The sequence below is a fragment of the Promicromonospora sp. NPDC090134 genome (assembly GCF_044746965.1).
In the GTDB taxonomy this organism is placed as follows: Bacteria; Actinomycetota; Actinomycetes; order Actinomycetales; family Cellulomonadaceae; genus Promicromonospora.
Window position 1 is genome coordinate 761,163 of sequence record NZ_JBIVCZ010000001.1, and the last position, 21,233, is coordinate 782,395.

A 21,233-nucleotide genomic window follows, 5' to 3' on the forward strand; every position below is an offset into this window, starting at 1 on the left:
CGTCGTGCCTGGCGTACCGTGAACTCTCCAACGCCACCCGGCGCACGTCCCCAGACCCCGCAGGAAGCAGGCAGGACCGGATGTCCCAGGCACGCAAGCTCGTGATCGTCGAGTCGCCCACGAAGGCTCGCAAGATCCAGAGCTATCTCGGTGACGGCTACGAGGTCGAAGCCAGCGTGGGGCACATTCGCGACCTCCCGCAGCCCAAGGACCTGCCCGCGGAGATGAAGAAGGGCCCGTACGGCAAGTTCTCCGTGGACGTCGACAACGGGTTCGACCCGTACTACGTGGTCCACGCGGACAAGAAGAAGAAGGTCTCCGAGCTCAAGAAGGCGCTCAAGGACGCCGACGAGCTCTTCCTCGCGACCGATGAGGACCGCGAGGGCGAGGCCATCGCCTGGCACCTGATCCAGGAGCTCAAGCCCAAGGTCCCCGTCAAGCGCATGGTGTTCCACGAGATCACCCGCGACGCGATCCTCCGCGCGCTGGAGAACACGCGCGAGCTGGACCAGGACCTGGTGGACGCCCAGGAGACGCGGCGCATCCTCGACCGCCTGTACGGCTACGAGGTCTCGCCGGTCCTGTGGCGCAAGGTGCGCCAGGGCCTGTCGGCCGGCCGGGTGCAGTCGGTGGCGACGCGCCTGGTGGTCGAGCGCGAGCGCGAGCGCATGGCGTTCGTGTCCGCGGACTACTGGGACGTCGCGGGTACCTTCGCCGTGGCGGACGACGACGGCGCGGCCGCCTCCGGCCAGCCCTCCTTCCGCGCCCGGCTCACGCAGCTCGCCGGCCAGAAGGTCGCGTCGGGCCGCGACTTCGACGACCGGGGCCGGCTCAAGGTCCGCACCGGTGTGGTGCAGCTCGACGAGGCGGCCGCCCGCGCCGTCGTCGCCGGGCTGGACGCCGCCGACTTCGCCGTCCGCAGCCTGGAGACCAAGCCGTACACGCGCCGTCCGGCGGCGCCGTTCACCACCTCCACCATGCAGCAGGAGGCGGGCCGCAAGCTGCGGATGTCGTCGCGCCAGGCGATGCGCACCGCGCAGGGCCTGTACGAGAACGGCTACATCACCTACATGCGTACCGACAGCCCCTCGCTGTCGAAGGAGGCGACGGACGCCGCACGGCGGCAGGCCGCCGAGCTGTACGGCGCCGAGTACGTGCCAGGCGCACCCCGTCTCTACACCAGCAAGGCGAAGGGCGCCCAGGAGGCGCACGAGGCGATCCGCCCCGCCGGCGACTCGTTCCGTACCCCGGCGCAGGTCGCCGGCGAGCTCAGCGGCGACCAGTTCCGGCTGTACGAGCTGATCTGGAAGCGCACCGTGGCCTCGCAGATGGCCGACGCGAAGGGGTCGACGGCGTCCGTCCGGCTCGGCGCGACCATCACCGGCGGCGCGCAGGACGGCAACGAGGCGGTGTTCTCGGCGTCGGGCACGGTGATCTCGTTCCGCGGCTTCCTGGCCGCGTACGAGGAGGGCGCGGACGCCGAGACCGACGCGCCGGAGGGCGCGGCGGCGGCGAAGGAGACGCGCCTGCCGACGATGGCCGAGGGCGACGCGCTGACCGGCACCGACCTCGCCGCGGACGGCCACTCGACCACGCCGCCCGCCCGGTACACGGAGGCCTCGCTGGTCAAGGCGCTGGAGGAGCGCGGCATCGGCCGCCCGTCCACGTACGCCGCGACCATCTCGACCATCCAGGACCGCGGCTACGTCATCACGCGCGGCCAGGCCCTGGTGCCGACGTGGCTCGCGTTCGCGGTGATCCGCCTGCTGGAGGAGCACTTCGACCGGCTCGTCGACTACGACTTCACCGCCACGATGGAGGAGGACCTCGACCAGATCGCGGCCGGCTCCCGTGAGCGCGTGGCGTGGCTGCGCGAGTTCTACTTCGGCGAGGTGCCCGGCAACATCGGCACGTCCGACGAGCTCGGGGTGGACAGCGAGGGCGGCGGTCTGCGCGCGCTCGTGGAGAACCTCGGCGAGATCGACGCGGCGGCGATCAACTCCGTGGACATCGGCGAGGGCATCCGGGTGCGCGTGGGCCGCTACGGCCCGTACCTGGAGGACCTCGCGGCCGAGGTCGAGGAGGGCAAGACCCCGCCCCGCGCCTCGGTGCCGGACGACGTCGCGCCCGACGAGCTCACGGTCGCCAAGGCACGCGAGCTGCTCGCGGCGGGCGCCGACGACGGCCGCGTGCTCGGCACGCACCCCGAGTCGGGCAACCCGATCGTGGCGAAGAACGGCCGCTACGGCCCGTACGTGACGGAGCAGCTGCCCGAGCCCGACCTCGACCCGGACCTGTCGGCCGCGGCGAAGAAGCGGGCGCTGGCCGCCCTGCCCAAGCCGCGCACGGCGTCGCTGCTCAAGACGCAGGCCCTCGACTCGGTGACCCTGGAGGACGCGCTGCAGCTCATGTCGCTGCCGCGGGTCGTGGGCACCGACCCGGAGTCGGGCGACGAGATCACCGCGCAGAACGGCCGCTACGGCCCGTACCTGAAGAAGGGCACGGACTCGCGCACCCTGCCGTCCGAGGAGGCCATGTTCACGGTCACCCTCGACGAGGCGCTGGAGATCTACAAGCAGCCCAAGCGCGGCCGCGGGCGAACCGCCACGCCGCCGCTGCGCGAGCTCGGCGACGACCCGAACAGCGGCAAGCCGATCACGGTCAAGGACGGCCGGTTCGGCGCGTACGTGACCGACGGCGAGACCAACCGCACCCTGCCGCGCGACGTCACCCCGGAGTCGATCACCGCCGAGCGGGCCATCGAGCTGCTCGCCGAGAAGCGCGCCCAGGGCCCGGCCAAGAAGCGCACCACGACGCGGACGGCGACCAAGAAGGCGCCCGCGAAGAAGGCACCGGCCAAGAAGGCCCCGGCGAAGAGCACGACGACCAAGAAGTAGCCCGGAGCCGCGTCAGCGGCGCAGGCGGCGGCCGGTCACCTGGGTGGGTGTGATGCGCACCCAGGTGTCCCGGGTGTCCTCCAGGTAGCTGATCAGGTTGGTCGACTCGGCCGCCGCGATGTCGGCGTCGGTCTCCAGGATCTCCGCGGTGCCCTTCACGACGACGCTGTAGGCGATCTCGGGTCCCCACTGGTCCACCTCGAACGCGACCTTCTCGTTGATCGCCACCTCCGCGACCTTCGTCCCGGGGATGGTGTGGAAGTAGATGGTCCGGTCCGCGACCGCGAAGTTCAGCGGGAAGATCTCGGGCTCGCCCCCGACGGCGGTGCCGAGGCGCCCGATGGGCTGCATCGAGAGGAACTCCCAGCACTCGTCCACGGTCATCGGCGTGATGCTCTGCTCGTTGTCGTCCATGTCCCCATCGTGCGCCGACCGCGCGGGCGTCGCCCGGCGGGGCGACGCCCCGCCGGGCGGGCCGGACCGGGGGTCGATGTCAGCGGTCCCGGTTAAAGTGGCGGCGTGAACGCACCGGGCTACTTCATCTCCTTCGAGGGCGGCGAGGGCGTGGGCAAGTCGACCCAGTCACGCCTCCTCGGCGACTGGCTGGCGGACCTGACGGGCCGCGAGGTCCTGCTCACGTTCGAGCCGGGCGCCACCGCGCTCGGCAAGGAGCTGCGGGCCGCGGTCATGCACGGTCAGGACATGGGCCCGCGGGCCGAGGCGCTCATCTACGCGGCGGACCGCGCCCACCACGTCGAGACCGTGGTGCGGCCCGCGCTGGAGCGCGGCGCCGTGGTGGTCACCGACCGCTACGTCGACTCCTCGATCGCCTACCAGGCGGGCGGGCGCGACCTGCCCCCGGGCGAGGTGGAGCACCTCTCCCTCTGGGCCACCAAGGGCCTGCGGACGGACATCACCATCCTGCTCGACCTCGACCCCGAGGCGGCCGCCGCCCGCCGCGCGGCGGCCGAGGGCAAGGGCGAGCTCGACCGGCTGGAGCGGGCCGGCGTCGAGTTCCACACCCGGGTCCGGGACACGTTCCTCCAGCGCGCGGCGGCCGACCCGGAACGCTGGGTGGTCATCGACGCCGCGGCTCCCGTCGACGACATCCAGGCGCAGATCCGGGTGGACGTCGCGGCCCGGCTGGGCCTGACGCCTGTGGTCACCGAGGCCGCGAGCGTCACCGGGTCCGACCCGGCCGCCGACGGCGAGGACCGCTCGTGACGGTGTGGGACGACGTCGTCGGGCAGGAGTCCGCCGTCGCCGCACTGCAGAGCGCCGTGGCCAACCCGGCCGCCATGACGCACGCGTGGCTCGTCACCGGCCCGCCCGGCTCGGGCCGGTCGGTCGCCGCACGGGCCTTCGCCGCGGCGCTGCAGTGCCCGCAGGGCGGCTGCGGCGTCTGCCGGTCGTGCACCACGACCCTGGCGGGCACCCACCCGGACGTGACGCTGCTGGCCACGGAGAAGGTGGTCATCGCGATCGACGAGGTGCGCGACCTGATCATGACGGCGTCGCGCTCGCCCTCGGGCGGCCGGTGGCGCGTGATCGTGATCGAGGACGCCGACCGCATGGCGGAGCGCACCACCAACGTGCTGCTCAAGGCCATCGAGGAACCGCCGCCGCACACGGTGTGGGTGCTGTGCGCGCCCTCGGTCCAGGACGTGCTCCCGACCATCCGGTCGCGGTGCCGGGCCGTGGTGCTCCGGGTGCCGCCGCCGGAGGCCGTCGCCGACCTGCTGGTGCGGCGCGACGGCGCGGACCCCGCTGTCGCCCTGAGCGCGGCGCGCGCGGCGCAGAGCCACGTCGGCCTGGCCAAGCGCCTGGCGCGGGACGCCGGCGCGCGCGAACGGCGCACCGCGGTGCTGAGCATCGCGCGGCGCATCCGCGGCGTCGGCGACGCCGTGCTCGCCGCGGGCGAGCTCGTGGACGTCGCCAAGGCGGAGGCCGTGTCGGCCACCCAGGAGCGCGACGCCGCCGAGAAGGCCGAGCTGCTGCGCGCGCTCGGCGTGGCCGACGGCGAGACGCTGCCGCCGCGCCTGCGCTCCCAGCTCAAGCAGCTCGAGGACGACCAGAAGCGCCGTGCCACGCGGCACCAGCGCGACGTGCTCGACCGCGCGATGGTGGACCTGCTGTCGCTCTACCGGGACGTGCTCGTGGTGCAGGTCGGGGCGGAGGTCGACCTGGTCAACGCCGAGCTCGCCGAGACCGTGCGCGCGCTGGCCGCCGACTCGACCCCCGAGCAGACGGTGCGGCGCATGGACTCGATCGGCGTGGCCCGCACCCGGCTGGACGGCAACGTGGCGCCGCTACTCGCGCTGGAGGCGATGGCGATAGCCCTACGCCCTCAGGGCTGAACACCTTCCGCCGTGGTTCACGTGTGAAGATTTCGCACGGGTGAATGTGAACCACCGCGGCACATTGTCCCGAATGCCGTCCCTGGTTAGGCTGCGGGGCGCCCCCAGAGCTCTTCCGTGCGATTAGGAGTCCACCGTCCGATGAGGATCCTCCTGCTGGTTTCTGCCTTCAACGGTCTTACCCAGCGGGTCTGGTGCTCCCTGCGGGAGCAGGGGCACGACGTCGGAGTCGAGCTCGCCCCGACCTTCGAGTCGGGCGCCGCCATGACCCGTGCCGTCGAGCGGGCGGACCCGGACCTGATCCTGTGCCCGTTCCTCAAGCACCGCGTGCCGGACACGATCTACGACCGCTGGCCGACCGTCATCGTGCACCCGGGCCCCGTGGGCGACCGCGGGCCCTCGTCGCTGGACCACGCGATCCGCGACGGTCGCGACCGGTGGGGTGTCACGGCCCTGTCCGCCGTCGAGGAGCTGGACGCCGGCCCGGTGTGGGCCACCGCCGTCTTCGACATGCCGGACCAGCCGATCTCCAAGAGCGCGCTGTACAACAGCCGGGTCGCGGACGCCGCGATGGCCTGCATCGGCGAGGTGGTCCGCAAGGTCGCCGACGGCGAGCGGCCCATCCCGGCCGAGGCCTGCCTGCGGATCGTGCCGGTCAGCGGCGAGCTGCCGCTGCTGCGCCGCGAGGACTTCCGGGTCGACTGGAGCCGCCCCGCCGCCGAGCTGGAGCGGCTCGTCGCCGCGGCCGACGGCGCCCCCGGCGCCCCGGCGGGCGTGAACGGCCGGTCGGTCTGCATCTTCGACGCCGTCGCGTCGCCGGAGCACACCGGCGCGCAGCCCGGCACCGTCGTGGGCCGCAACCTCGACGCCGTGGCGATCGCCTGCGGCGTCGGCACGCTCTGGGTCGGCTACGCCGCCGAGCTGAGCGGGCGCCGCGGCACCAAGCTGCCCGCCGCCCAGGTCATCGACGCGAGCAACGCCCCGTTCCGCCGCGTCCCGGACGCCCTGGCCGAGACCACCTACGTGCGCGACGGCGCCGTCGGCTACCTGACGTTCCGGTCCTACAGCGGCGCGATGTACACCGAGCAGTGCCGCCGCATGACCAGCGCCGTCGAGAAGGCCCTCACCGAGGACACCCGGGTGCTCGTCATCAAGGGCACCGAGCACGCGTTCTCCAACGGCATCCACCTGGGCACCGTCGACGCGTCGCCGGACCCCGCCGCCGAGGCCTGGGAGAACATCTGCGCCATCGACGAGCTGTGCCTCGCCATCGCCACGGCGGAGCAGCTCACGGTCGCCGCGTTCACCGCGAACGCCGGCGCCGGCGGCGTCATGGCCGGGCTGTGCGCGGACGTCACGCTCGCCCGCGAGGGCGTCGTCCTCAACCCGTACTACGACATGGGGATCTACGGCTCCGAGCTGCACTCGTGGAGCATGCCGGCGCGCGTCGGGGACCACCGCGCGTCGCTGCTGCTGTCGCGCAAGCTGCCGATCTCGGTGGCCGAGGCGGCCCGCATCGGGCTGATCAGCGCCGTCGGGCCGCGCGAGTGGGGCGAGTTCACCACCTGGCTGTCGTCGGCGGCGCAGGGGTACGAGGAGCCCGCCACGCTCGGCTGGATGCTCGCCGCGCGCGCGGAGCGCCGCGCGACGGACCGGCCGCTGTCGTACTACCAGACCATCGAGCTGGCCGAGATGGCCCGCGACTTCTTCGACGACCGCAACGCCTTCTCGGTGCACCGCCGGGCGTTCCTGCGCAAGACGGCGGCGGACGCCACCCCGGACAAGCTGCGCTTCTCCACCGCCCGGGTCTGACGTCCCGCCACGGCTCGACGTGCCGATCACCTGACCTTTTGCCAATGTTGGCCGGAGTGTCGTGCAAGATCCACGCCGCTCGCCACATGACAGGGGTGGAGGCGTCGCAGTCCTGCGGCACACACCTGGTGGTGTCAGAGGCGAGTGGAAGGAACTGGGCATGAAGATCGAGCGGACGAACCGGTCGGGCAAGACGGCACGGACTCTGGCGCGCACGGGTGTGTCGGCCCTGAGCATCGGGGTGGTTGCGGTCCTCGCGCTGACGGGCTGCGCGCAGTCCGACGTCGGCGGCTCCGAGGTGGCCGGGTCCTCGACCACCTCGTCCCCGGAGGAGAGCGACGTGACCAGCCCCAGCCCCAGCGCGTCGGACGGCGCCCTGGACGGCAAGCTGCCGGAGGCCGCCGAGATGGAGATCGTCGCCGGAGCGAAGGGCCGCGGCCTGCCGCCGGGCCTGGAGGGCAGCACCGAGTCGACGGCGGGCGTCGCGTGGGCGCCCGAGCCCGGTCTGCTCTACGTCGTGACCAACGGGTCCAGCTCGTGCCCCACCTTCGCGGAGCCCGAGGCGACCATCGGGTCGGGCGGCAAGTCGGACGGTGTCGCCGCGCCGGACGGCGTGCTCACGGTGACGTTCGTGCCTGCCGACAACGGCATCTGCACCATGGACTTCGTGCCCACGACCACGGTGGTCGAGGCTCCGGCGGAGTCGGACACGGGCCGTCCGGTGCCGGTTCAGCTGGGCGACAAGGGCAAGGTCGAGCTCGAGCCGCGCGACGCCGACGGCGAGCCCGGTCCGGTCGCCTGGCTCGACTCGTGAGGGTCGCGTGTCGGTTCGCCAGCAGGTAGGAAATCCACCGAGCACAACCGGTAGGTTGTCCGGGTGATTCGCCCCGCCCGCCGTCGTCAGCCTGCGGCCGTCGTCGCCACGCTGCTCACCTCAGTTCTGCTCCTCGCCGCCTGCGGAGCACCTCCCAAGGTGCAGACGGCGCTGGAAGACGTGGGCAAGTCGGACGGCTCGGCGACGGAGGGCGCGCCCAAGGGCTACGAGGACTACTACGGCCAGTCGCTGGAGTGGACCGAGTGCGGCGGGGAGTTCCAGTGCGCCACGGCGTCGGCTCCGCTCTCGTGGCACGACCCGGGCGAGGGGAGCATCGAGATCGCGCTCAAGCGGCTCCCCGCCTCCGGGCAGAAGATCGGGTCCCTGCTGGTCAACCCGGGCGGGCCGGGTGGGTCGGGCGTGGAGTTCGTGAGCGACCCGGCGCGGTTCGGCCAGTCGCTGCGCTCGTCGTTCGACATCGTCGGGTTCGACCCGCGCGGGGTGGGGCAGTCGACCCCGGTCACGTGCCTCGACGACGCGGGCAAGGACGAGTTCCTCAGCACGGACTACCCCTACACGCCCGAGGGCCTGGCCGAGCGTCAGGACGCGGTCCGCGCCTGGGGCGAGGCCTGCGCCGAGAACACGGGGCCGCTGCTGGGGAACGTGGACACGCAGTCCGCCGCGCGCGACATGGACATGCTCCGCGGCGCGCTCGGCGACGACGAGCTCAACTACCTGGGCTACTCCTACGGCACCCAGCTCGGGGCCACCTACGCCGGCCTGTTCCCGGACCGGGCCGGCCGCCTGGTGCTCGACGGCGCGCTGGACACCACGCTCAGCTCCGACGAGGTGGCACTGCAGCAGGCGGAGGGCTTCGAGAGCGCGCTGCGCGCCTACGTCACCGACTGCCAGGTGGGCAGCGACTGCCCGCTCGGCGACGACGTGACCACCGGCCTGCAGCAGATCCAGGCCATGGTCGAGGACGCCGAGCCCAACCCCATCCCGACGTCGTCGGGCCGCGACGTGACCAAGAAGCTCGCGTTCTACGGCGTGGCCGTCACGATGTACGACGAGGCCTCGTGGTCCTTCCTGACGCAGGCGCTGCAGCAGGTGTTCTGGGAGGGCAAGGGCGATGACCTGCTCTACCTCGCGGACGTCTACAACGACCGCAACGACGACGGCACCTTCAAGTCCAACAGCGAGGAGGCGTTCCGCGCGATCAACTGCGCCGACGCCCGCGCCGAGGAGGACATGACGAAGATGCGCGACCTCGCCGAGGACATCCAGGAGGCGGCGCCCACGCTCGGCGAGTCCTTCGGCTACTCCGGCATCGAGTGCACCGACTGGCCGTACCCGGCGGCCGAGCAGGAGTTCGACCCCGCGGCGAAGGGCGCGCCGCCGATCCTCGTCGTCGGCACCACGAACGACCCGGCCACGCCGTACCGCTGGGCCGAGTCGCTCGCCGACACGCTCGACTCGGGCGTGCTGGTCACGTACGAGGGCGAGGGGCACACGGCGTACGGCCGGTCCAACACCTGCGTCAGCAACGCCGTCGAGGCCTACCTCGTGGAGGGCAAGGTGCCGGAGGACGGCCTCACCTGCTGACCGGTGCGCCGGCCCGACCGGGCCGGCGAACGGCCTGGTTCGGCGGGTCGACGACGTCACACGGTTTCGCTTTGGAACCTGGCACGTGCATTGGGTACAGTTAGGCCCGCTCACCCATCCGGCTCCGGCCGGCGTGCGGTGCGTACGCCGCCTTAGCTCAGTCGGCAGAGCGTCTCACTCGTAATGAGAAGGTCGTGGGTTCGATTCCCACAGGCGGCTCAGACAGGCCAGGTCAGAAGCTAGTTTCTGACCTGGCCTTCCTGCGTCTCTCACCCAGTTCGGGTGACGACCACCTGCTTGCCGGCGCCTACCCTCACGCGCATGGGGGGCCTCGGATGAGCGCGACGAGCACGGCGGTCGGCGCCGGCGGGGTGCTCGCGGCGACCTGCATCTCCACCCTGGTCGTCAACGCCAACACCTCGGCCGTCAGCATCCTGCTGCCGGCGATCAGCGAGGACACGGGGATGTCGGTCGACACCCTCCAGTGGGCCGTCACCGGCTACTCGCTCGTCGGGGCCGCCGTGATCATCACGTCCGGGTCCCTGGGCGACGTCTTCGGGCGCAAGCGGGTCTTCCAGCTCGGCCTGGCGCTGTTCGTCGTCTCCTGCGTGCTGATCGCGCTGGCGCAGTCGGGCGGCATGGTCATCGCGGGCCGGGTGATCCAGGGCGCGGCCGGCGCGACCATCCTGGCCTGTGGTCTGAGCCTCCTCTCGGTGGCCACCAAGGGGGACGAGAACCTCCGCGCGGTCTCGCTGTGGGGCGCCGCGGCGGCGGTGGGCGCGGCCGCGGGGCCGCTGGTCGGCGGCGTGCTCGTCGACGTCACGGGCTGGCAGGGACTCTTCTGGATCGACGCCGGCGTCGCGGTGCTGTGCATGGCGCTCACCTTCTTCACCGTCTCGGAGTCCAGGGATCCCGAGGCGCCACGGTCGGTCGACTACCTCGGCACCGTCCTGATCGCGGCCACGCTGGTGCCGCTGATCCTCGGTGTGAGCAAGAGCGGCGACTGGGGGTGGATCTCGGTGCCCACGCTCACCTGCTTCGCGATCACCCTGGTCGCGGGCTACGGCTTCGTGCAGACGGAGCGGCGCGTCAAGGCCCCGCTCCTGGACATGGCCCTGCTGCGCAACCGGACGCTGGTCGGCGCGACCATCGCCATCCTGATCGGCGCGGGCACGATCAACGGCCTGATGTACCTGCTCAGCCTCTACTTCCAGGACCCGTCGACCCTCGACCTCTCGCCTCTGCAGGCGGGCCTCGCCACGCTGCCCGCGACGGTGGGTCTCGTGGTCATCGCTCCGCTGGTGCCTCGGCTCGCAAAACGGTTCGGTGCCCGGCAGGCCATCGGGGCCGGGTTCGCGATCACGACCGCCGGGTTCGTGCTGATCGGCCTCGCCGACGCGTCGTGGCAGTACGCGGCGTTCCTGCTGCCGCTCATCGCGATCGCCGTCGGCATGGGGCTGTCGAACGGGCCGTCGTCGGCGGGGGCCACGGCGGCCGTGTCGCCCGAGCAGGTGGGGGAGGCCTCGGGCTTCTCCAACATGGCCCGGTACGTCGGGGCCGCCGTCGCGACCGCCCTGGCGGCCACGATCTACGCCACCGTCACCGCCAGCCAGGTGGCGGACGGCGCGGGGGACGCCGACGCCCTCGCGTCGGGCCTCGCCGCGGCGTCCTGGGTGATGGCGGTGTTCAGCGCGCTGGGCCTGCTGCTCGCTATCGTCGTCATTGCGCGGCACCCGGCGGGCCGGGGCACCCTGTCCGACTCGGCCGCGGCGGCCGCCGCGCACCTGCACACGCTGCCCACGACCGCGGCTGCGACCACGACCGGTGCAGCCGCCGCCGGTCCGGCCGCTCCGGCCGCGGGCGAGGACACCGCGTCCGTCGACCACCCCTCGGGAGAGACGCCATGAGCAACGAAGCACCGCTGACCGCCGTCCCGTTCACCACCCGGGACTACGCCGCCCGGATGGCACGGGTGGTCGACGACGCCCGGGTCGCCGGCCTCGACGGCGTGCTGGTCGCGCCCGGCCCCGACCTGGTCTGGCTCACCGGGTACCAGCCCACGGCGATCACCGAGCGGCTCACGATGCTGCTCCTCACCCCGGACCGGGAGCCTACGCTGCTGGTGCCGACCCTGGAGCGGCCGGACGCCGAACGTGCCGAGGGCGCCCCGGCGACCACGCTCGTGGGCTGGCTGGACGGCGCCGACCCGTACGACGTGGTGCGCGACCAGCTGCGCCCGGACGGGACGTACGGCGTGTCCGACAACATGTGGGCCATGCACCTGCTGGGGCTGCAGACCGTGCTGCCGGCGTCGGGCTACCGGTCGCTGACCCAGCGGCTCCCGATGCTGCGCGCCGTCAAGGACGAGAACGAGCTGGCGCGCCTGGCCGCCGCGGGGGCGGCCGCCGACGCGACCTACGAGGAGATCCTGCGTGTGCGTTTCGCCGGCCGTCAGGAGACCGACGTCGCCGCCGACCTCGCGGACCTGCTGCGCGCCCACGGCCACGAGCAGGTCGACTTCACCGTGGTGGGGTCCGGGCCCAACGGGGCCAACCCCCACCACGAGGCGGGGGTGCGCAAGATCCAGGACGGCGACTGCGTGGTGCTCGACTTCGGCGGCCTGATGTTCGGCTACGGCTCCGACACCAGCCGCACGGTGTGCGTCGGTGAGCCCACCGCGCAGATCCGCGAGGTGCACGAGATCGTGCGGCAGGCCCAGCAGGCAGGCGTCGACGCGGTCCGGCCGGGGGTGGCCTGCCAGGAGGTCGACCGCGCGGCCCGGCGGCTGATCACCGAGGCCGGGTACGGCGAGCGGTTCATCCACCGCACCGGCCACGGCATCGGCGTCACCACCCACGAGCCGCCGTACATGATCGAGGGCGAGGAGCTGCCGATGGTCCCCGGCATGTGCTTCTCGGTCGAGCCGGGCATCTACCTGCCCGGCAGCTTCGGCGTGCGGATCGAGGACATCGTCACGGTCACCGCGGACGGCGCGCGCCGCCTGAACACCAGCGACCACGCCCTGCGCAGCGTCGAGTGAGCCCGTGCCCGGCCAGGCCGGGTCAGGCGACGAACGCCTCAGGCCCCAGCCTGCCCCACAGCACGAAGGCGATCAGCGCCAGATAGGTCAGGTCCACCGCCATGAGCTTCCACTCACGGCGCGAGATCCGGGTGATCGCGGCGCCCACCATGATCATCGCCAGGCCCAGTGCCGCCAGGGGCACCAGCTCGGGCGCGACACCGACCAGCGCGGGCAGCACCAGGCCGAGGCCGCCCAGCACCTCGAGCGCGCCGATGGCCTTGATGGCGCCGGGGCTGAAGTCCTCGGTCCAGCCGGCGGAGTGCCCGCCCGCGGCACGGATCCGCTCCTTGCTCAGGATGACCTTGCCCCCGCCGCCGGCCACATAGGCGACGGCGAGCAGTCCGGCCACTGTCCACAGGGCGATGTTCATCGGGTTCCTCCCGTACCGACGGTCGCTGTCGCCCCGCCGACGAGACGGGCGCCCCGTCCGTGACAGGAGGCCGTCAGGTGTGCGCCGTGCGGGATCATCGCCCGACGAACCGCCCGGCCAGGTCGTGCAGCACCCACCCCGCGGCGGCCCCAACGGCGTAGAAGGGCAGGTCCGGGGCGTTGAAGGTGGTGCCGAGCACCAGGCGGGCGAGCGTGCTGTGCGCGCCCAGCTCGGCGGGGACCCCGGTGAGCTGGAAGAGCTCGACCGCGACGCTCACCCCGCACGCCACCGCGGCGGCCACCCACCCGCGGGTGCGCGGCGCGACCACCAGCACGAGCCAGAAGATCAGCAGCGCGTAGAGCGCGTCGCCCGCGTACTTCGCGAGGTCGCCGCCGAGCACCGCCCGCACGGACAGGCCCACGACCACGGTCACCACGGCGGCGGCGGCAGGCGCGGCCCGACGGCGGAGCGCGGCCAGGGCGGACCGGTCGCCGCCCGCGGGGGTGGCCGCGTACCCGCGACGTGCCCGCCTCATCGGACACCCTCGCGTGCGACCTCCGCGGCCTGCCCGAGCTGCCGCAGCCGGCTCGTCGCGCGGGCCAGGTCCGGGGGCGCGGGGCGCCCGGCGGGCACCGCGAGCACCTCGTCCAGCGGGCCCGGCGCGGTCAGCACCAGCGGCAGGTCCCGGTCGTAGAGCACGTCCACGAGGTTCACGAACCGCTGCTGCGTGCTGATCCGGCAGTCGGCGAACGGCACGACGTCGGACACCACCCACCGGTCGAACCGCTCCGCCAGCGACAGCAGGTCCAGCGCGGAGACGGGCGCCGCGCAGAGACCGGCGAAGTCGAACCACACCAGCCCGTCCGACGCCCGCAGGGCGCGCACGCTCCGCCCGCCGCCCAGGGGCACGTCCGCCGCCTCGTCCGCCGTCGGCCGGGTCAGCCCGGCGCCGGCGAGGCCGGCCGGACCCGGCGGCAGCGCGGAACCGGCCCGCCAGCCGCCGGCGTCCGCACGCGTCGCGGCGTCCGCACCCGCCGCGGCGTCCGGCCTGACGGCCGGCGCGCGGAGCTCGCGGTAGTCCACCGGGCCGTCCACCCGCAGCACGTCGAGCGACGACCCCAGGAGCGCGATGAGGGGCTCCGCGAGCTCGTGGAACAGCGGGTCGGGCAGCAGGCCCTGCGGCGGGTAGTTCGACGTCGCGACGAGCGTGACCCCGCGGCCGAGCAGGGTGCGCAGGGCGCGGGAGAGCAGCATGGTGTCGCCGGCGTCGTGCAGGTGGAGCTCGTCGAAGCAGAGGACGCGGGAGTCGCCGAGCAGGGCGTCCAGGGCACGGTCCATCGCGTCGGGCGTGCCCGTACGGGCCCACACCTCGGCGTGCAGCGCCCGGTAGAACTCGTGGAAGTGGAACCGCGGACCGCCGGCGCGGGCGTGGAACCGGTCCAGGAGCCACGTCTTGCCCCGGCCCACCGGCCCCCAGAGATAGGCGCCGTGCACCACGTCGCGGCGGGCGTGCCCGGGCCTGGCGTCCAGGGTGTGCAGCAGGTCCTCGAGGTGCTCCGCGGCGGCGAGCTGCGCCGCGTCGAGCACGTACCCCGCGGCGCCTGCGGCGTCGCGGATCGGCGTGGGCGGCATGCGTCGAAGGTACCCTCTGTGCCATGGCATGGACCCGCCCCCGACGACGTAAGCCCGTCACGTACCTGCTCGGCGAGCCGGTCGAGGAGTACCCCGCGACCGCCCCTGAGGTGGACCGAGGCCGGGTGCTGCGCATCACCGAGATCGGCGAGCCGGTGCTGCACAACCCCGCGCGGACGGTCGAGGAGTTCTCGACGCCGGAGCTCGCGCGGCTGATCGACGACCTGTTCGCCACCATGGAGTCGGCGCAGGGCGTGGGTCTCGCGGCGCCCCAGGTGGGCGTGGACCTGCGGGTCTTCGTGTACGACCTCACCGACGCGTCCGGGGACCGGCACGTGGGCCACGTGGTGAACCCGGTGCTGACCATGGACCTGGAGGCCGAGCCCGAGACCGAGGAGGAGGGCTGCCTCTCCGTGCCCGGCGCGTACGAGCCGCTGGAGCGGCCCGGCGCGGCCACGGTGCGGGGCGTGGACCAGCACGGTGCCCCGGTGCAGCTCTCGGGCACCGGCTACCTCGCCCGCTGCTTCATCCACGAGTCGCAGCACCTCGACGGCACCCTGTACTGGGACCACCTCAGCGCCGAGCTGCAGGCGGACGCGCTGGAGCAGCGGGACGAGGAGCGGCCGCACATCGTGGCCGAGCGCCGCGAGATCGCGATCGAGCTGGAGAAGACGCCGCCGGAGTACCCGGAGAAGCCGGCCGGCGGCCGCTGACCGCCTCTGAACGTGTCAGACCCTCAGGTCCCCCGGGTGACCTGAGGGTCTGACACGTTTCGCACCCAGGCCGCCACGGCGTCCGCCATGGCCTGCTCGCGCGCGACGCCGCGCATGTCGTGCGCGCCGGAGAGCGTCACGGTGGTGACCGGCCCGGGGATCGCGGCGACGTGCTCCGCGAGCTCCTCGGGCGTGCCGAACGGGTCCTTGTCACCGGACACGAAGAGGGTGGGCACCTCGATCCGCCCGAAGTGCTCCACCCGGAGCTTCTCCGGCCGCCCCGGCGGGTGCAGCGGGTAGCTGAGCAGCACGAGGCCGGCGGCGGGCAGCCCCTCGGCGACCGCCATGGAGCACATCCGCCCGCCGTACGACCGCCCGCCCAGGAGCAGCCGGTCCGTGCCGACGCCGAGCTCGTCCGCCCAGGCGCCGGCCACGGTCCGCAGGTGCTCGACGGCGACCGGCGCCCGGTCCGGCATCCGGCGGCCCTCCAGGCGGTACGGGAAGTCGGCGCGGCGTACCGGCAGCGGCGGTTCGGCGTCCGCAAGGGTGCGCTCGACCGTGACGAGCGCCGGACTGTCGCGGTTCGCGCCCGCGCCGGGGGTCAGCAGGAGGCCTGCGGGAGTGGTCACCGCCTCAGTCTGCCCCGGGCGGCGCGGCGCGTCAGGTGAGCCGGCGCCAGAGCATCAGCAGGCCGCCCAGGGCCAGCAGCGTCCCGCCGCCGAGCACCGCGACCCAGCCGAGCGGCGTGATCACCTCGTCCTCGTCCGCGACGGGGGTCTGCACGGTGGCCGCCGCGGGCTGGCCGAGGTCGTGCAGCAGCGCCGGGGTCGACGTCGTGGACGGCGAGGGGCTGGGTGTCGCCGAGACGGTCGCCGACGGCGTCGGGCTGGGCGTGGCCGAGGCGGTCGGGCCGGTGGTCGGCGTGGGCGTCGGGGCCGCCGACGGCGCCGCGGGCTCGGCCGCGACGGGCGGGGCCGTGGCGGTCGGCGTGGGCGTGGCCTCGGTCGTCTCCTCGGCCGCGGGCGTGGGGGTCGGCGTGGAGGTGGGGGCCGGGGCCTGCTCGGCGGCGGTGCACACGCTGCTGTCGCCCGACTCGTGCCAGCTGCTCGCGTCCTCGACCTCGACCCACACCACGCAGTAGCCGTCCGGGTAGGCCTGCTGGGCCTCCCGGAACGACGTCCAGCCGTGGTTCTGCTCGGACCGGGTCAGGTCGCGTGAGTACGACCGGGCGCTCTTCGACGTCGGCGACCGGACCACGTACGTGACCTCGTCGCTCTCACGGCCGCGCTCGAACGCGACGCCGTCGGCGCTCACCCAGATGTCGTCGCCGCTGCGCTCGGCGGCGGTGGCCTGCTGCCCGACGACGGCGGTGCCCACCAGCGCGAGCACGAACAGGAGGAACAGGGTCAGGGAGAGCCGGCGACGTGCCGTGGCGTGACGTGCCGTCGGCCGCAGCGCTGCGGCGGAGGCGATGGTGCGGATCACGGCGGCGATCCTACCGCCGCGGCCGCGGAGCCGTTCAGAACCGTGGCCCCTCCTCGCCGTGGAGCAGGTTGCGGATCGGCCGCGTGATGACGTCGATCCGGTCCACCAGGTCGGCGGGTCCCGTGACCACCACCGCACGGTCGGCGGCGGGGGAGTAGACGGCGGTCACGTTGCGCACGGTGACCCGCATGCAGCGCTTGGCCGTGCCGTCGACGTGGAACTGGCGGGTCTCGCACGGGACGTCGTCCACCTCGGCGACGATGGCCCGCATCGCGCTCCGGTAGTCCTGGTAGGACTCGGCGAGGTCGGCCACGTCGGCCACCTCGGGCGAGGCGCCCGGGTCGACGTCGGCGTGCAACGGGGCGACGAGCGCGCCGCTGCAGGCGGCCCGGACGATGTCCTCGACCTGTGCCGGGGTGGCCGGGACGCGGAGGGTCTCGACCTCCACCGTCTCGCCGGCGAACGTGCGGTAGGAGCGCAGGAAGCGTTCCTCCGTGGGGTCCGTGCTGTCGGACACCCCGGTGACTTCCTCCTCGACGAGGTCGAGGCCCCAGGTCAGCGGGTCGTCGACCTCGCCGACGACGCCGGAGAAGCGCGCGAAGCGCGCGACGATCTGTTCCCAGGACTCGGGGGTCGGGCTCGGTTCGTCCGCCATGTGGCCTCCCGGCGCGGGTGCGGGTCTGACAACGAGACTGCCGGGTGCGCGGGGAGGCGTCAACGACCTTCGTCGGAATCAGCCGGGAATCCGCCCGGACTCGCCGTGGATTCCGCTTGTCCGGGCGTGTCGCCGCGCGCCGGGCCGGACTTTGCCGTGCGCGGGTGGTACATCGTCACGCCCCTGGCGAACATGGGCATCAACCGGTAGGTGGGCGCGTTGGGAGCGCATAGAGTCATTGCGGTCAGGCCTGGTACCGCCGGTGCAGGTGTACGCCGCTCGTGAGGGAGCAGCACATGTTCGAGAGATTTACGGATCGCGCCCGTCGGGTCGTCGTCCTCGCCCAGGAAGAGGCGCGGATGCTGAACCACAACTACATCGGCACGGAGCACATCCTGCTCGGCCTCATCCACGAGGGTGAGGGCGTCGCCGCCAAGGCGCTGGAGTCGCTCGGGATCTCGCTCGACGGCGTCCGCACCCAGGTCACCGAGATCATCGGTGAGGGGCAGCAGGCGCCGAGCGGGCACATCCCGTTCACGCCGCGTGCCAAGAAGGTCCTTGAGCTGTCGCTCCGCGAGGCGCTGCAGCTCGGCCACAACTACATCGGCACGGAGCACATCCTGCTCGGTCTCATCCGCGAGGGTGAGGGCGTGGCAGCACAGGTGCTCACCAAGATGGGTGCCGACCTGAACAAGGTTCGCCAGCAGGTCATCCAGCTGCTGAGTGGCTACCAGGGCAAGGAGCCCGTCTCCGCCGGTGGTCCTCAGGAGGGTCAGCCCGCGGGCTCGGCCGTGCTCGACCAGTTCGGCCGCAACCTCACCCAGGCCGCGCGCGAGGGCAAGCTCGACCCGGTCATCGGGCGCACGCAGGAGATCGAGCGGGTCATGCAGGTGCTGTCCCGCCGCACCAAGAACAACCCGGTGCTGATCGGCGAGCCCGGCGTCGGCAAGACGGCCGTCGTCGAGGGCCTCGCCCAGGACATCGTCAAGGGCGACGTCCCCGAGACGCTCAAGGACAAGCAGCTCTACACGCTGGACCTGGGCGCCCTGGTGGCCGGCTCGCGCTACCGCGGTGACTTCGAGGAGCGCCTCAAGAAGGTGCTCAAGGAGATCCGCACCCGCGGCGACATCATCCTGTTCATCGACGAGATCCACACCCTGGTGGGTGCGGGTGCCGCCGAGGGCGCGATCGACGCCGCCTCCATCCTGAAGCCCATGCTGGCTCGCGGTGAGCTGCAGACGATCGGTGCCACCACCCTCGACGAGTACCGCAAGTACGTCGAGAAGGACCCGGCCCTGGAGCGCCGCTTCCAGCCGATCCAGGTGGCCGAGCCGTCGCTCGAGCACGCCATCGAGATCCTCAAGGGTCTGCGCGACCGCTACGAGGCGCACCACCGCGTGTCCATCACGGACTCCGCGCTGGTCTCGGCCGCCACGCTCGCGGACCGGTACATCAACGACCGGTTCCTCCCGGACAAGGCGATCGACCTGATCGACGAGGCTGGGGCCCGGCTCCGCATCCGTCGGATGACGGCGCCGCCGGAGCTCAAGGAGCTCGACGAGTCCATCGCCGAGGCGCGCCGCGAGAAGGAGTCGGCGATCGACGAGCAGGACTTCGAGAAGGCCGCCGGGCTGCGTGACAAGGAGAAGCAGCTCACGCAGGTCCGCGCGGACAAGGAGAAGGCCTGGAAGTCGGGCGACCTGGACACGGTCGCGGAGGTCGACGACGAGCTGATCGCCGAGGTCCTCGCGATGTCCACGGGCATCCCGGTCGTCAAGCTCACCGAGGAGGAGTCCAGCCGGCTGCTCCACATGGAGGACGAGCTGCACAAGCGGGTCGTCGGCCAGGAGGCCGCGATCAAGGCCCTGTCGCAGGCGATCCGCCGTACGCGGGCCGGCCTCAAGGACCCGAAGCGTCCCGGTGGCTCGTTCATCTTCGCCGGCCCCACGGGTGTCGGTAAGACCGAGCTCGCCAAGGCGCTCGCAGAGTTCCTGTTCGGTGACGAGGACGCCCTCATCCAGCTCGACATGTCCGAGTTCTCGGAGAAGCACACGGTCTCGCGACTGTTCGGCTCCCCGCCCGGATACGTCGGCTACGACGAGGGTGGTCAGCTCACCGAGAAGGTGCGGCGCAAGCCGTTCTCCGTGGTCCTGTTCGACGAGGTGGAGAAGGCGCACGCCGACATCTTCAACTCGCTGCTGCAGGTGCTCGAGGACGGTCGCCTCACGGACTCGCAGGGTCGCGTGGTCGACTTCAAGAACACCGTGATCATCATGACCACCAACCTGGGCACGCGGGACATCGCCAAGGGCGTCCAGACCGGCTTCAACGCCGGCGGCGACCTGGTGACCTCCTACGAGCGCATGAAGGCCAAGGTCAACGAGGAGCTCAAGCAGCACTTCCGGCCGGAGTTCCTCAACCGCGTCGACGACGTGGTCGTGTTCCCGCAGCTCTCCCAGGACGAGATCATCGAGATCGTCGACCTGGAGATCGCGAAGCTCGACCGTCGCCTGCGCGACCGGGACATGGGCATCGAGCTCACCCCCGCAGCGAAGCACCTGCTGGCGGAGAAGGGCTACGACCCGGTGCTCGGCGCCCGTCCGCTCAAGAGGGCGATCCAGCGGGAGATCGAGGACACGCTGTCCGAGAAGATCCTGTTCGGCGAGCTCACGGCGGGTCAGCTCGTGATCGTCGACGGCGAGGGCGAGGGCATCCTCGGCGAGTTCACGTTCGAGGGCGTGCAGCGCGACGAGCGTCGTCGGCCGACCCCGGCCGAGCCCCAGTCGGTGCCCGCGGGCGCCGGTCTGGTGCCGCGCGACCTGCCGCCGTCGGGCCAGATGGCGGCCGGCGGGGCGTGATCGCCCGGTAGGACCCGGTCCTGACACAAGGCCCGGTCATCCCGTCAGGGATGGCCGGGCCTTTGTCGTGCCCCGTTGAGCTGAGTCAGTGGGTCGGACCAGGCGACTGACTCGGGGGAGTCGGGATGGCGAGTCAGCGACCCGGTATCGCCGTCAGTCGGACGCCGGCAGCGACAGGCCCGCCGGGAGGAGGGTCGGCAGCACCGTGCGCAGTGCGCCGACCCGCTCGGCCCGCGCCGCGCCGCGCAGCCGCTCCACGGGCGCCGTGATGCTGACGGCCGCGACGGCCCGACCCGCGCGCAGCAGCGGGACGGCGATGCACGCGATGCCCCGCTCGTTCTCCTCGGTCTCCCCGGCGATCCCGCTCCGCCGCGCCTCGGTCAGCACGTCGCGCAGGTGCCCCGGTCCCGTGTCCGTGCCGGCGAACCGCTCCAGGGCGCCGTCGTCGAGGTCCTGGACCGACAGGAGCGCCCGGCCCAGCGCGGTGGTCGCGGCGGCGCGCCGCCGTCCGACGGCGGACCAGACGCGGACCGCGCGCTGCGGTTCGACCTTGTCGAGGTAGACCACCTCGCGACCGGCGAGCACGCCCAGGTGCACCAGCTCGTCGACCTCCGCGCTGAGCGCGGTCAGGACCGGGTGCAGCAGCGCGGGCAGGTTCTCCTCGGCCAGGTAGGAGCTGCCGAGCGCCAGCGCCGAGGGGCCGAGGCGGTAGGCGCCGTCTGCGGTCTGCTCGGCGTAGCCGCGGTGCCGCAGCGCGGCGAGCGTGCGGTGCAGGGTCGGCTTGCTGACCCCGACGGCCTGGGCCAGCGTGGCCAGGGGCGCGCCCGCGGCGCCGAAGCCCGCGAGGGTGTCGAGGGCCAGCAGCGCCTTGTCCACGCCGCCGAGCGGGCTGGCTTCCATGGGACTCCCTCACGTAGCATGCGTTTCGCAGTGAACAACAAGCGTTCACCATA

The 21,233-nt window shown here is 72.8% G+C and carries 18 protein-coding genes and 1 tRNA gene; 11 read left to right on the forward strand and 8 right to left on the reverse strand.

Annotation, left to right across the window (positions count from 1 at the left end; translation table 11 throughout):
- The first annotated feature begins 80 nt into the window (after window positions 1–80).
- Window positions 81–2,897 carry a type I DNA topoisomerase gene (topA, locus tag ACIPN7_RS03310; RefSeq protein WP_400537942.1) on the forward strand — a complete coding sequence of 939 codons (2,817 nt, stop codon included), beginning with the start codon at window positions 81–83 and terminating at the stop codon, window positions 2,895–2,897.
- A 12-nt stretch (window positions 2,898–2,909) separates the two neighbouring features.
- Here the strand turns inward: topA and ACIPN7_RS03315 are convergent, their stop codons facing one another.
- Window positions 2,910–3,311: a pyridoxamine 5'-phosphate oxidase family protein gene (locus ACIPN7_RS03315; RefSeq protein ID WP_400537944.1), complete on the reverse strand. Its 402-nt coding sequence runs from the start codon at window positions 3,309–3,311 to the stop codon at window positions 2,910–2,912.
- Between the two features lie 105 nt (window positions 3,312–3,416).
- On the opposite strand from ACIPN7_RS03315, the gene tmk reads away from it, so the two are divergent.
- The 8 genes from tmk (at window position 3,417) to ACIPN7_RS03355 (ending at window position 12,525) form a co-directional block, all read left to right on the forward strand.
- Entirely contained in the window at window positions 3,417–4,121 is a 705-nt protein-coding gene (tmk, locus tag ACIPN7_RS03320) for a dTMP kinase (protein ID WP_400537946.1), read from the forward strand.
- The gene (locus tag ACIPN7_RS03325; RefSeq protein ID WP_400537948.1) at window positions 4,118–5,254 is read left to right on the forward strand and encodes a DNA polymerase III subunit delta'; all 1,137 of its coding nucleotides are present in this window, start codon (window positions 4,118–4,120) and stop codon (window positions 5,252–5,254) included. The genes tmk and ACIPN7_RS03325 overlap by 4 nt, the downstream gene beginning before the upstream one ends.
- Before the next feature lie 141 nt (window positions 5,255–5,395).
- The gene (locus ACIPN7_RS03330; protein ID WP_400537950.1) at window positions 5,396–7,066 is read left to right on the forward strand and encodes an enoyl-CoA hydratase-related protein; all 1,671 of its coding nucleotides are present in this window, start codon (window positions 5,396–5,398) and stop codon (window positions 7,064–7,066) included.
- 160 nt (window positions 7,067–7,226) lie between these two features.
- Window positions 7,227–7,880 (forward strand): hypothetical protein, encoded by a 654-nt coding sequence (locus ACIPN7_RS03335; protein WP_400537952.1) that lies wholly within the window; start codon window positions 7,227–7,229, stop codon window positions 7,878–7,880.
- 63 nt (window positions 7,881–7,943) lie between these two features.
- Complete coding sequence (locus ACIPN7_RS03340) at window positions 7,944–9,485, forward strand: alpha/beta hydrolase (RefSeq protein ID WP_400537954.1); 1,542 nt, start codon at window positions 7,944–7,946, stop codon at window positions 9,483–9,485.
- Window positions 9,486–9,631: 146 nt separating this feature from the next.
- Window positions 9,632–9,704: transfer RNA gene (locus ACIPN7_RS03345), tRNA-Thr, on the forward strand.
- 116 nt (window positions 9,705–9,820) lie between these two features.
- Window positions 9,821–11,392, forward strand: a complete 1,572-nt coding sequence (locus tag ACIPN7_RS03350) for an MFS transporter (protein ID WP_400537956.1) — start codon at window positions 9,821–9,823, stop codon at window positions 11,390–11,392.
- Window positions 11,389–12,525, forward strand: a complete 1,137-nt coding sequence (locus tag ACIPN7_RS03355) for an aminopeptidase P family protein (RefSeq protein WP_400537958.1) — start codon at window positions 11,389–11,391, stop codon at window positions 12,523–12,525. Before ACIPN7_RS03350 ends, ACIPN7_RS03355 begins: the two co-directional genes overlap by 4 nt.
- A gap of 22 nt (window positions 12,526–12,547) precedes the next feature.
- Here the strand turns inward: ACIPN7_RS03355 and ACIPN7_RS03360 are convergent, their stop codons facing one another.
- The 3 genes from ACIPN7_RS03360 to zapE all read right to left on the reverse strand — a co-directional run bounded on the left by ACIPN7_RS03360 (window position 12,548) and on the right by zapE (window position 14,569).
- Window positions 12,548–12,937 (reverse strand): DoxX family protein, encoded by a 390-nt coding sequence (locus tag ACIPN7_RS03360; protein ID WP_400537960.1) that lies wholly within the window; start codon window positions 12,935–12,937, stop codon window positions 12,548–12,550.
- A gap of 94 nt (window positions 12,938–13,031) precedes the next feature.
- Window positions 13,032–13,472 carry a DUF2809 domain-containing protein gene (locus ACIPN7_RS03365; RefSeq protein ID WP_400537962.1) on the reverse strand — a complete coding sequence of 147 codons (441 nt, stop codon included), beginning with the start codon at window positions 13,470–13,472 and terminating at the stop codon, window positions 13,032–13,034.
- Entirely contained in the window at window positions 13,469–14,569 is a 1,101-nt protein-coding gene (gene zapE, locus ACIPN7_RS03370; RefSeq protein WP_400537964.1) for a cell division protein ZapE, read from the reverse strand. Before zapE ends, ACIPN7_RS03365 begins: the two co-directional genes overlap by 4 nt.
- 23 nt (window positions 14,570–14,592) lie before the next feature.
- On the opposite strand from zapE, the gene def reads away from it, so the two are divergent.
- Window positions 14,593–15,282: a peptide deformylase gene (gene def / locus ACIPN7_RS03375; RefSeq protein ID WP_400537966.1), complete on the forward strand. Its 690-nt coding sequence runs from the start codon at window positions 14,593–14,595 to the stop codon at window positions 15,280–15,282.
- A gap of 23 nt (window positions 15,283–15,305) precedes the next feature.
- On the opposite strand, the gene ACIPN7_RS03380 is transcribed toward def, so the two are convergent.
- The 3 genes from ACIPN7_RS03380 to ACIPN7_RS03390 are packed head-to-tail and all read right to left on the reverse strand — an operon-like array spanning window position 15,306 to window position 17,422.
- Complete coding sequence (locus ACIPN7_RS03380; protein WP_400537968.1) at window positions 15,306–15,911, reverse strand: alpha/beta family hydrolase; 606 nt, start codon at window positions 15,909–15,911, stop codon at window positions 15,306–15,308.
- Window positions 15,912–15,942: 31 nt separating this feature from the next.
- Window positions 15,943–16,767 (reverse strand): hypothetical protein, encoded by an 825-nt coding sequence (locus ACIPN7_RS03385; RefSeq protein ID WP_400537970.1) that lies wholly within the window; start codon window positions 16,765–16,767, stop codon window positions 15,943–15,945.
- Between the two features lie 34 nt (window positions 16,768–16,801).
- Window positions 16,802–17,422 carry a hypothetical protein gene (locus ACIPN7_RS03390; protein WP_400537972.1) on the reverse strand — a complete coding sequence of 207 codons (621 nt, stop codon included), beginning with the start codon at window positions 17,420–17,422 and terminating at the stop codon, window positions 16,802–16,804.
- 296 nt (window positions 17,423–17,718) lie between these two features.
- On the opposite strand from ACIPN7_RS03390, the gene ACIPN7_RS03395 reads away from it, so the two are divergent.
- Window positions 17,719–20,280 (forward strand): ATP-dependent Clp protease ATP-binding subunit, encoded by a 2,562-nt coding sequence (locus ACIPN7_RS03395; RefSeq protein ID WP_400537974.1) that lies wholly within the window; start codon window positions 17,719–17,721, stop codon window positions 20,278–20,280.
- Between the two features lie 153 nt (window positions 20,281–20,433).
- On the opposite strand, the gene ACIPN7_RS03400 is transcribed toward ACIPN7_RS03395, so the two are convergent.
- Window positions 20,434–21,180: an IclR family transcriptional regulator gene (locus tag ACIPN7_RS03400; RefSeq protein ID WP_400537976.1), complete on the reverse strand. Its 747-nt coding sequence runs from the start codon at window positions 21,178–21,180 to the stop codon at window positions 20,434–20,436.
- Window positions 21,181–21,233: the final 53 nt, after the last annotated feature.

Excerpts from the sequence above, each read along its gene's own strand:
- topA (WP_400537942.1), top strand. The coding sequence starts at position 81 with ATGTCCCAGGCACGCAAGCTCGTGATCGTCGAGTCGCCCACGAAGGCT.
- ACIPN7_RS03315 (WP_400537944.1), bottom strand. The coding sequence starts at position 3,311 with ATGGACGACAACGAGCAGAGCATCACGCCGATGACCGTGGACGAGTGC.
- ACIPN7_RS03330 (WP_400537950.1), top strand. The coding sequence starts at position 5,396 with ATGAGGATCCTCCTGCTGGTTTCTGCCTTCAACGGTCTTACCCAGCGG.
- ACIPN7_RS03335 (WP_400537952.1), top strand. The coding sequence starts at position 7,227 with ATGAAGATCGAGCGGACGAACCGGTCGGGCAAGACGGCACGGACTCTG.
- ACIPN7_RS03350 (WP_400537956.1), top strand. The coding sequence starts at position 9,821 with ATGAGCGCGACGAGCACGGCGGTCGGCGCCGGCGGGGTGCTCGCGGCG.
- ACIPN7_RS03355 (WP_400537958.1), top strand. The coding sequence starts at position 11,389 with ATGAGCAACGAAGCACCGCTGACCGCCGTCCCGTTCACCACCCGGGAC.
- ACIPN7_RS03360 (WP_400537960.1), bottom strand. The coding sequence starts at position 12,937 with ATGAACATCGCCCTGTGGACAGTGGCCGGACTGCTCGCCGTCGCCTAT.
- ACIPN7_RS03365 (WP_400537962.1), bottom strand. The coding sequence starts at position 13,472 with ATGAGGCGGGCACGTCGCGGGTACGCGGCCACCCCCGCGGGCGGCGAC.
- zapE (WP_400537964.1), bottom strand. The coding sequence starts at position 14,569 with ATGCCGCCCACGCCGATCCGCGACGCCGCAGGCGCCGCGGGGTACGTG.
- def (WP_400537966.1), top strand. The coding sequence starts at position 14,593 with ATGGCATGGACCCGCCCCCGACGACGTAAGCCCGTCACGTACCTGCTC.
- ACIPN7_RS03390 (WP_400537972.1), bottom strand. The coding sequence starts at position 17,422 with ATGGCGGACGAACCGAGCCCGACCCCCGAGTCCTGGGAACAGATCGTC.
- ACIPN7_RS03395 (WP_400537974.1), top strand. The coding sequence starts at position 17,719 with ATGTTCGAGAGATTTACGGATCGCGCCCGTCGGGTCGTCGTCCTCGCC.
- ACIPN7_RS03400 (WP_400537976.1), bottom strand. The coding sequence starts at position 21,180 with ATGGAAGCCAGCCCGCTCGGCGGCGTGGACAAGGCGCTGCTGGCCCTC.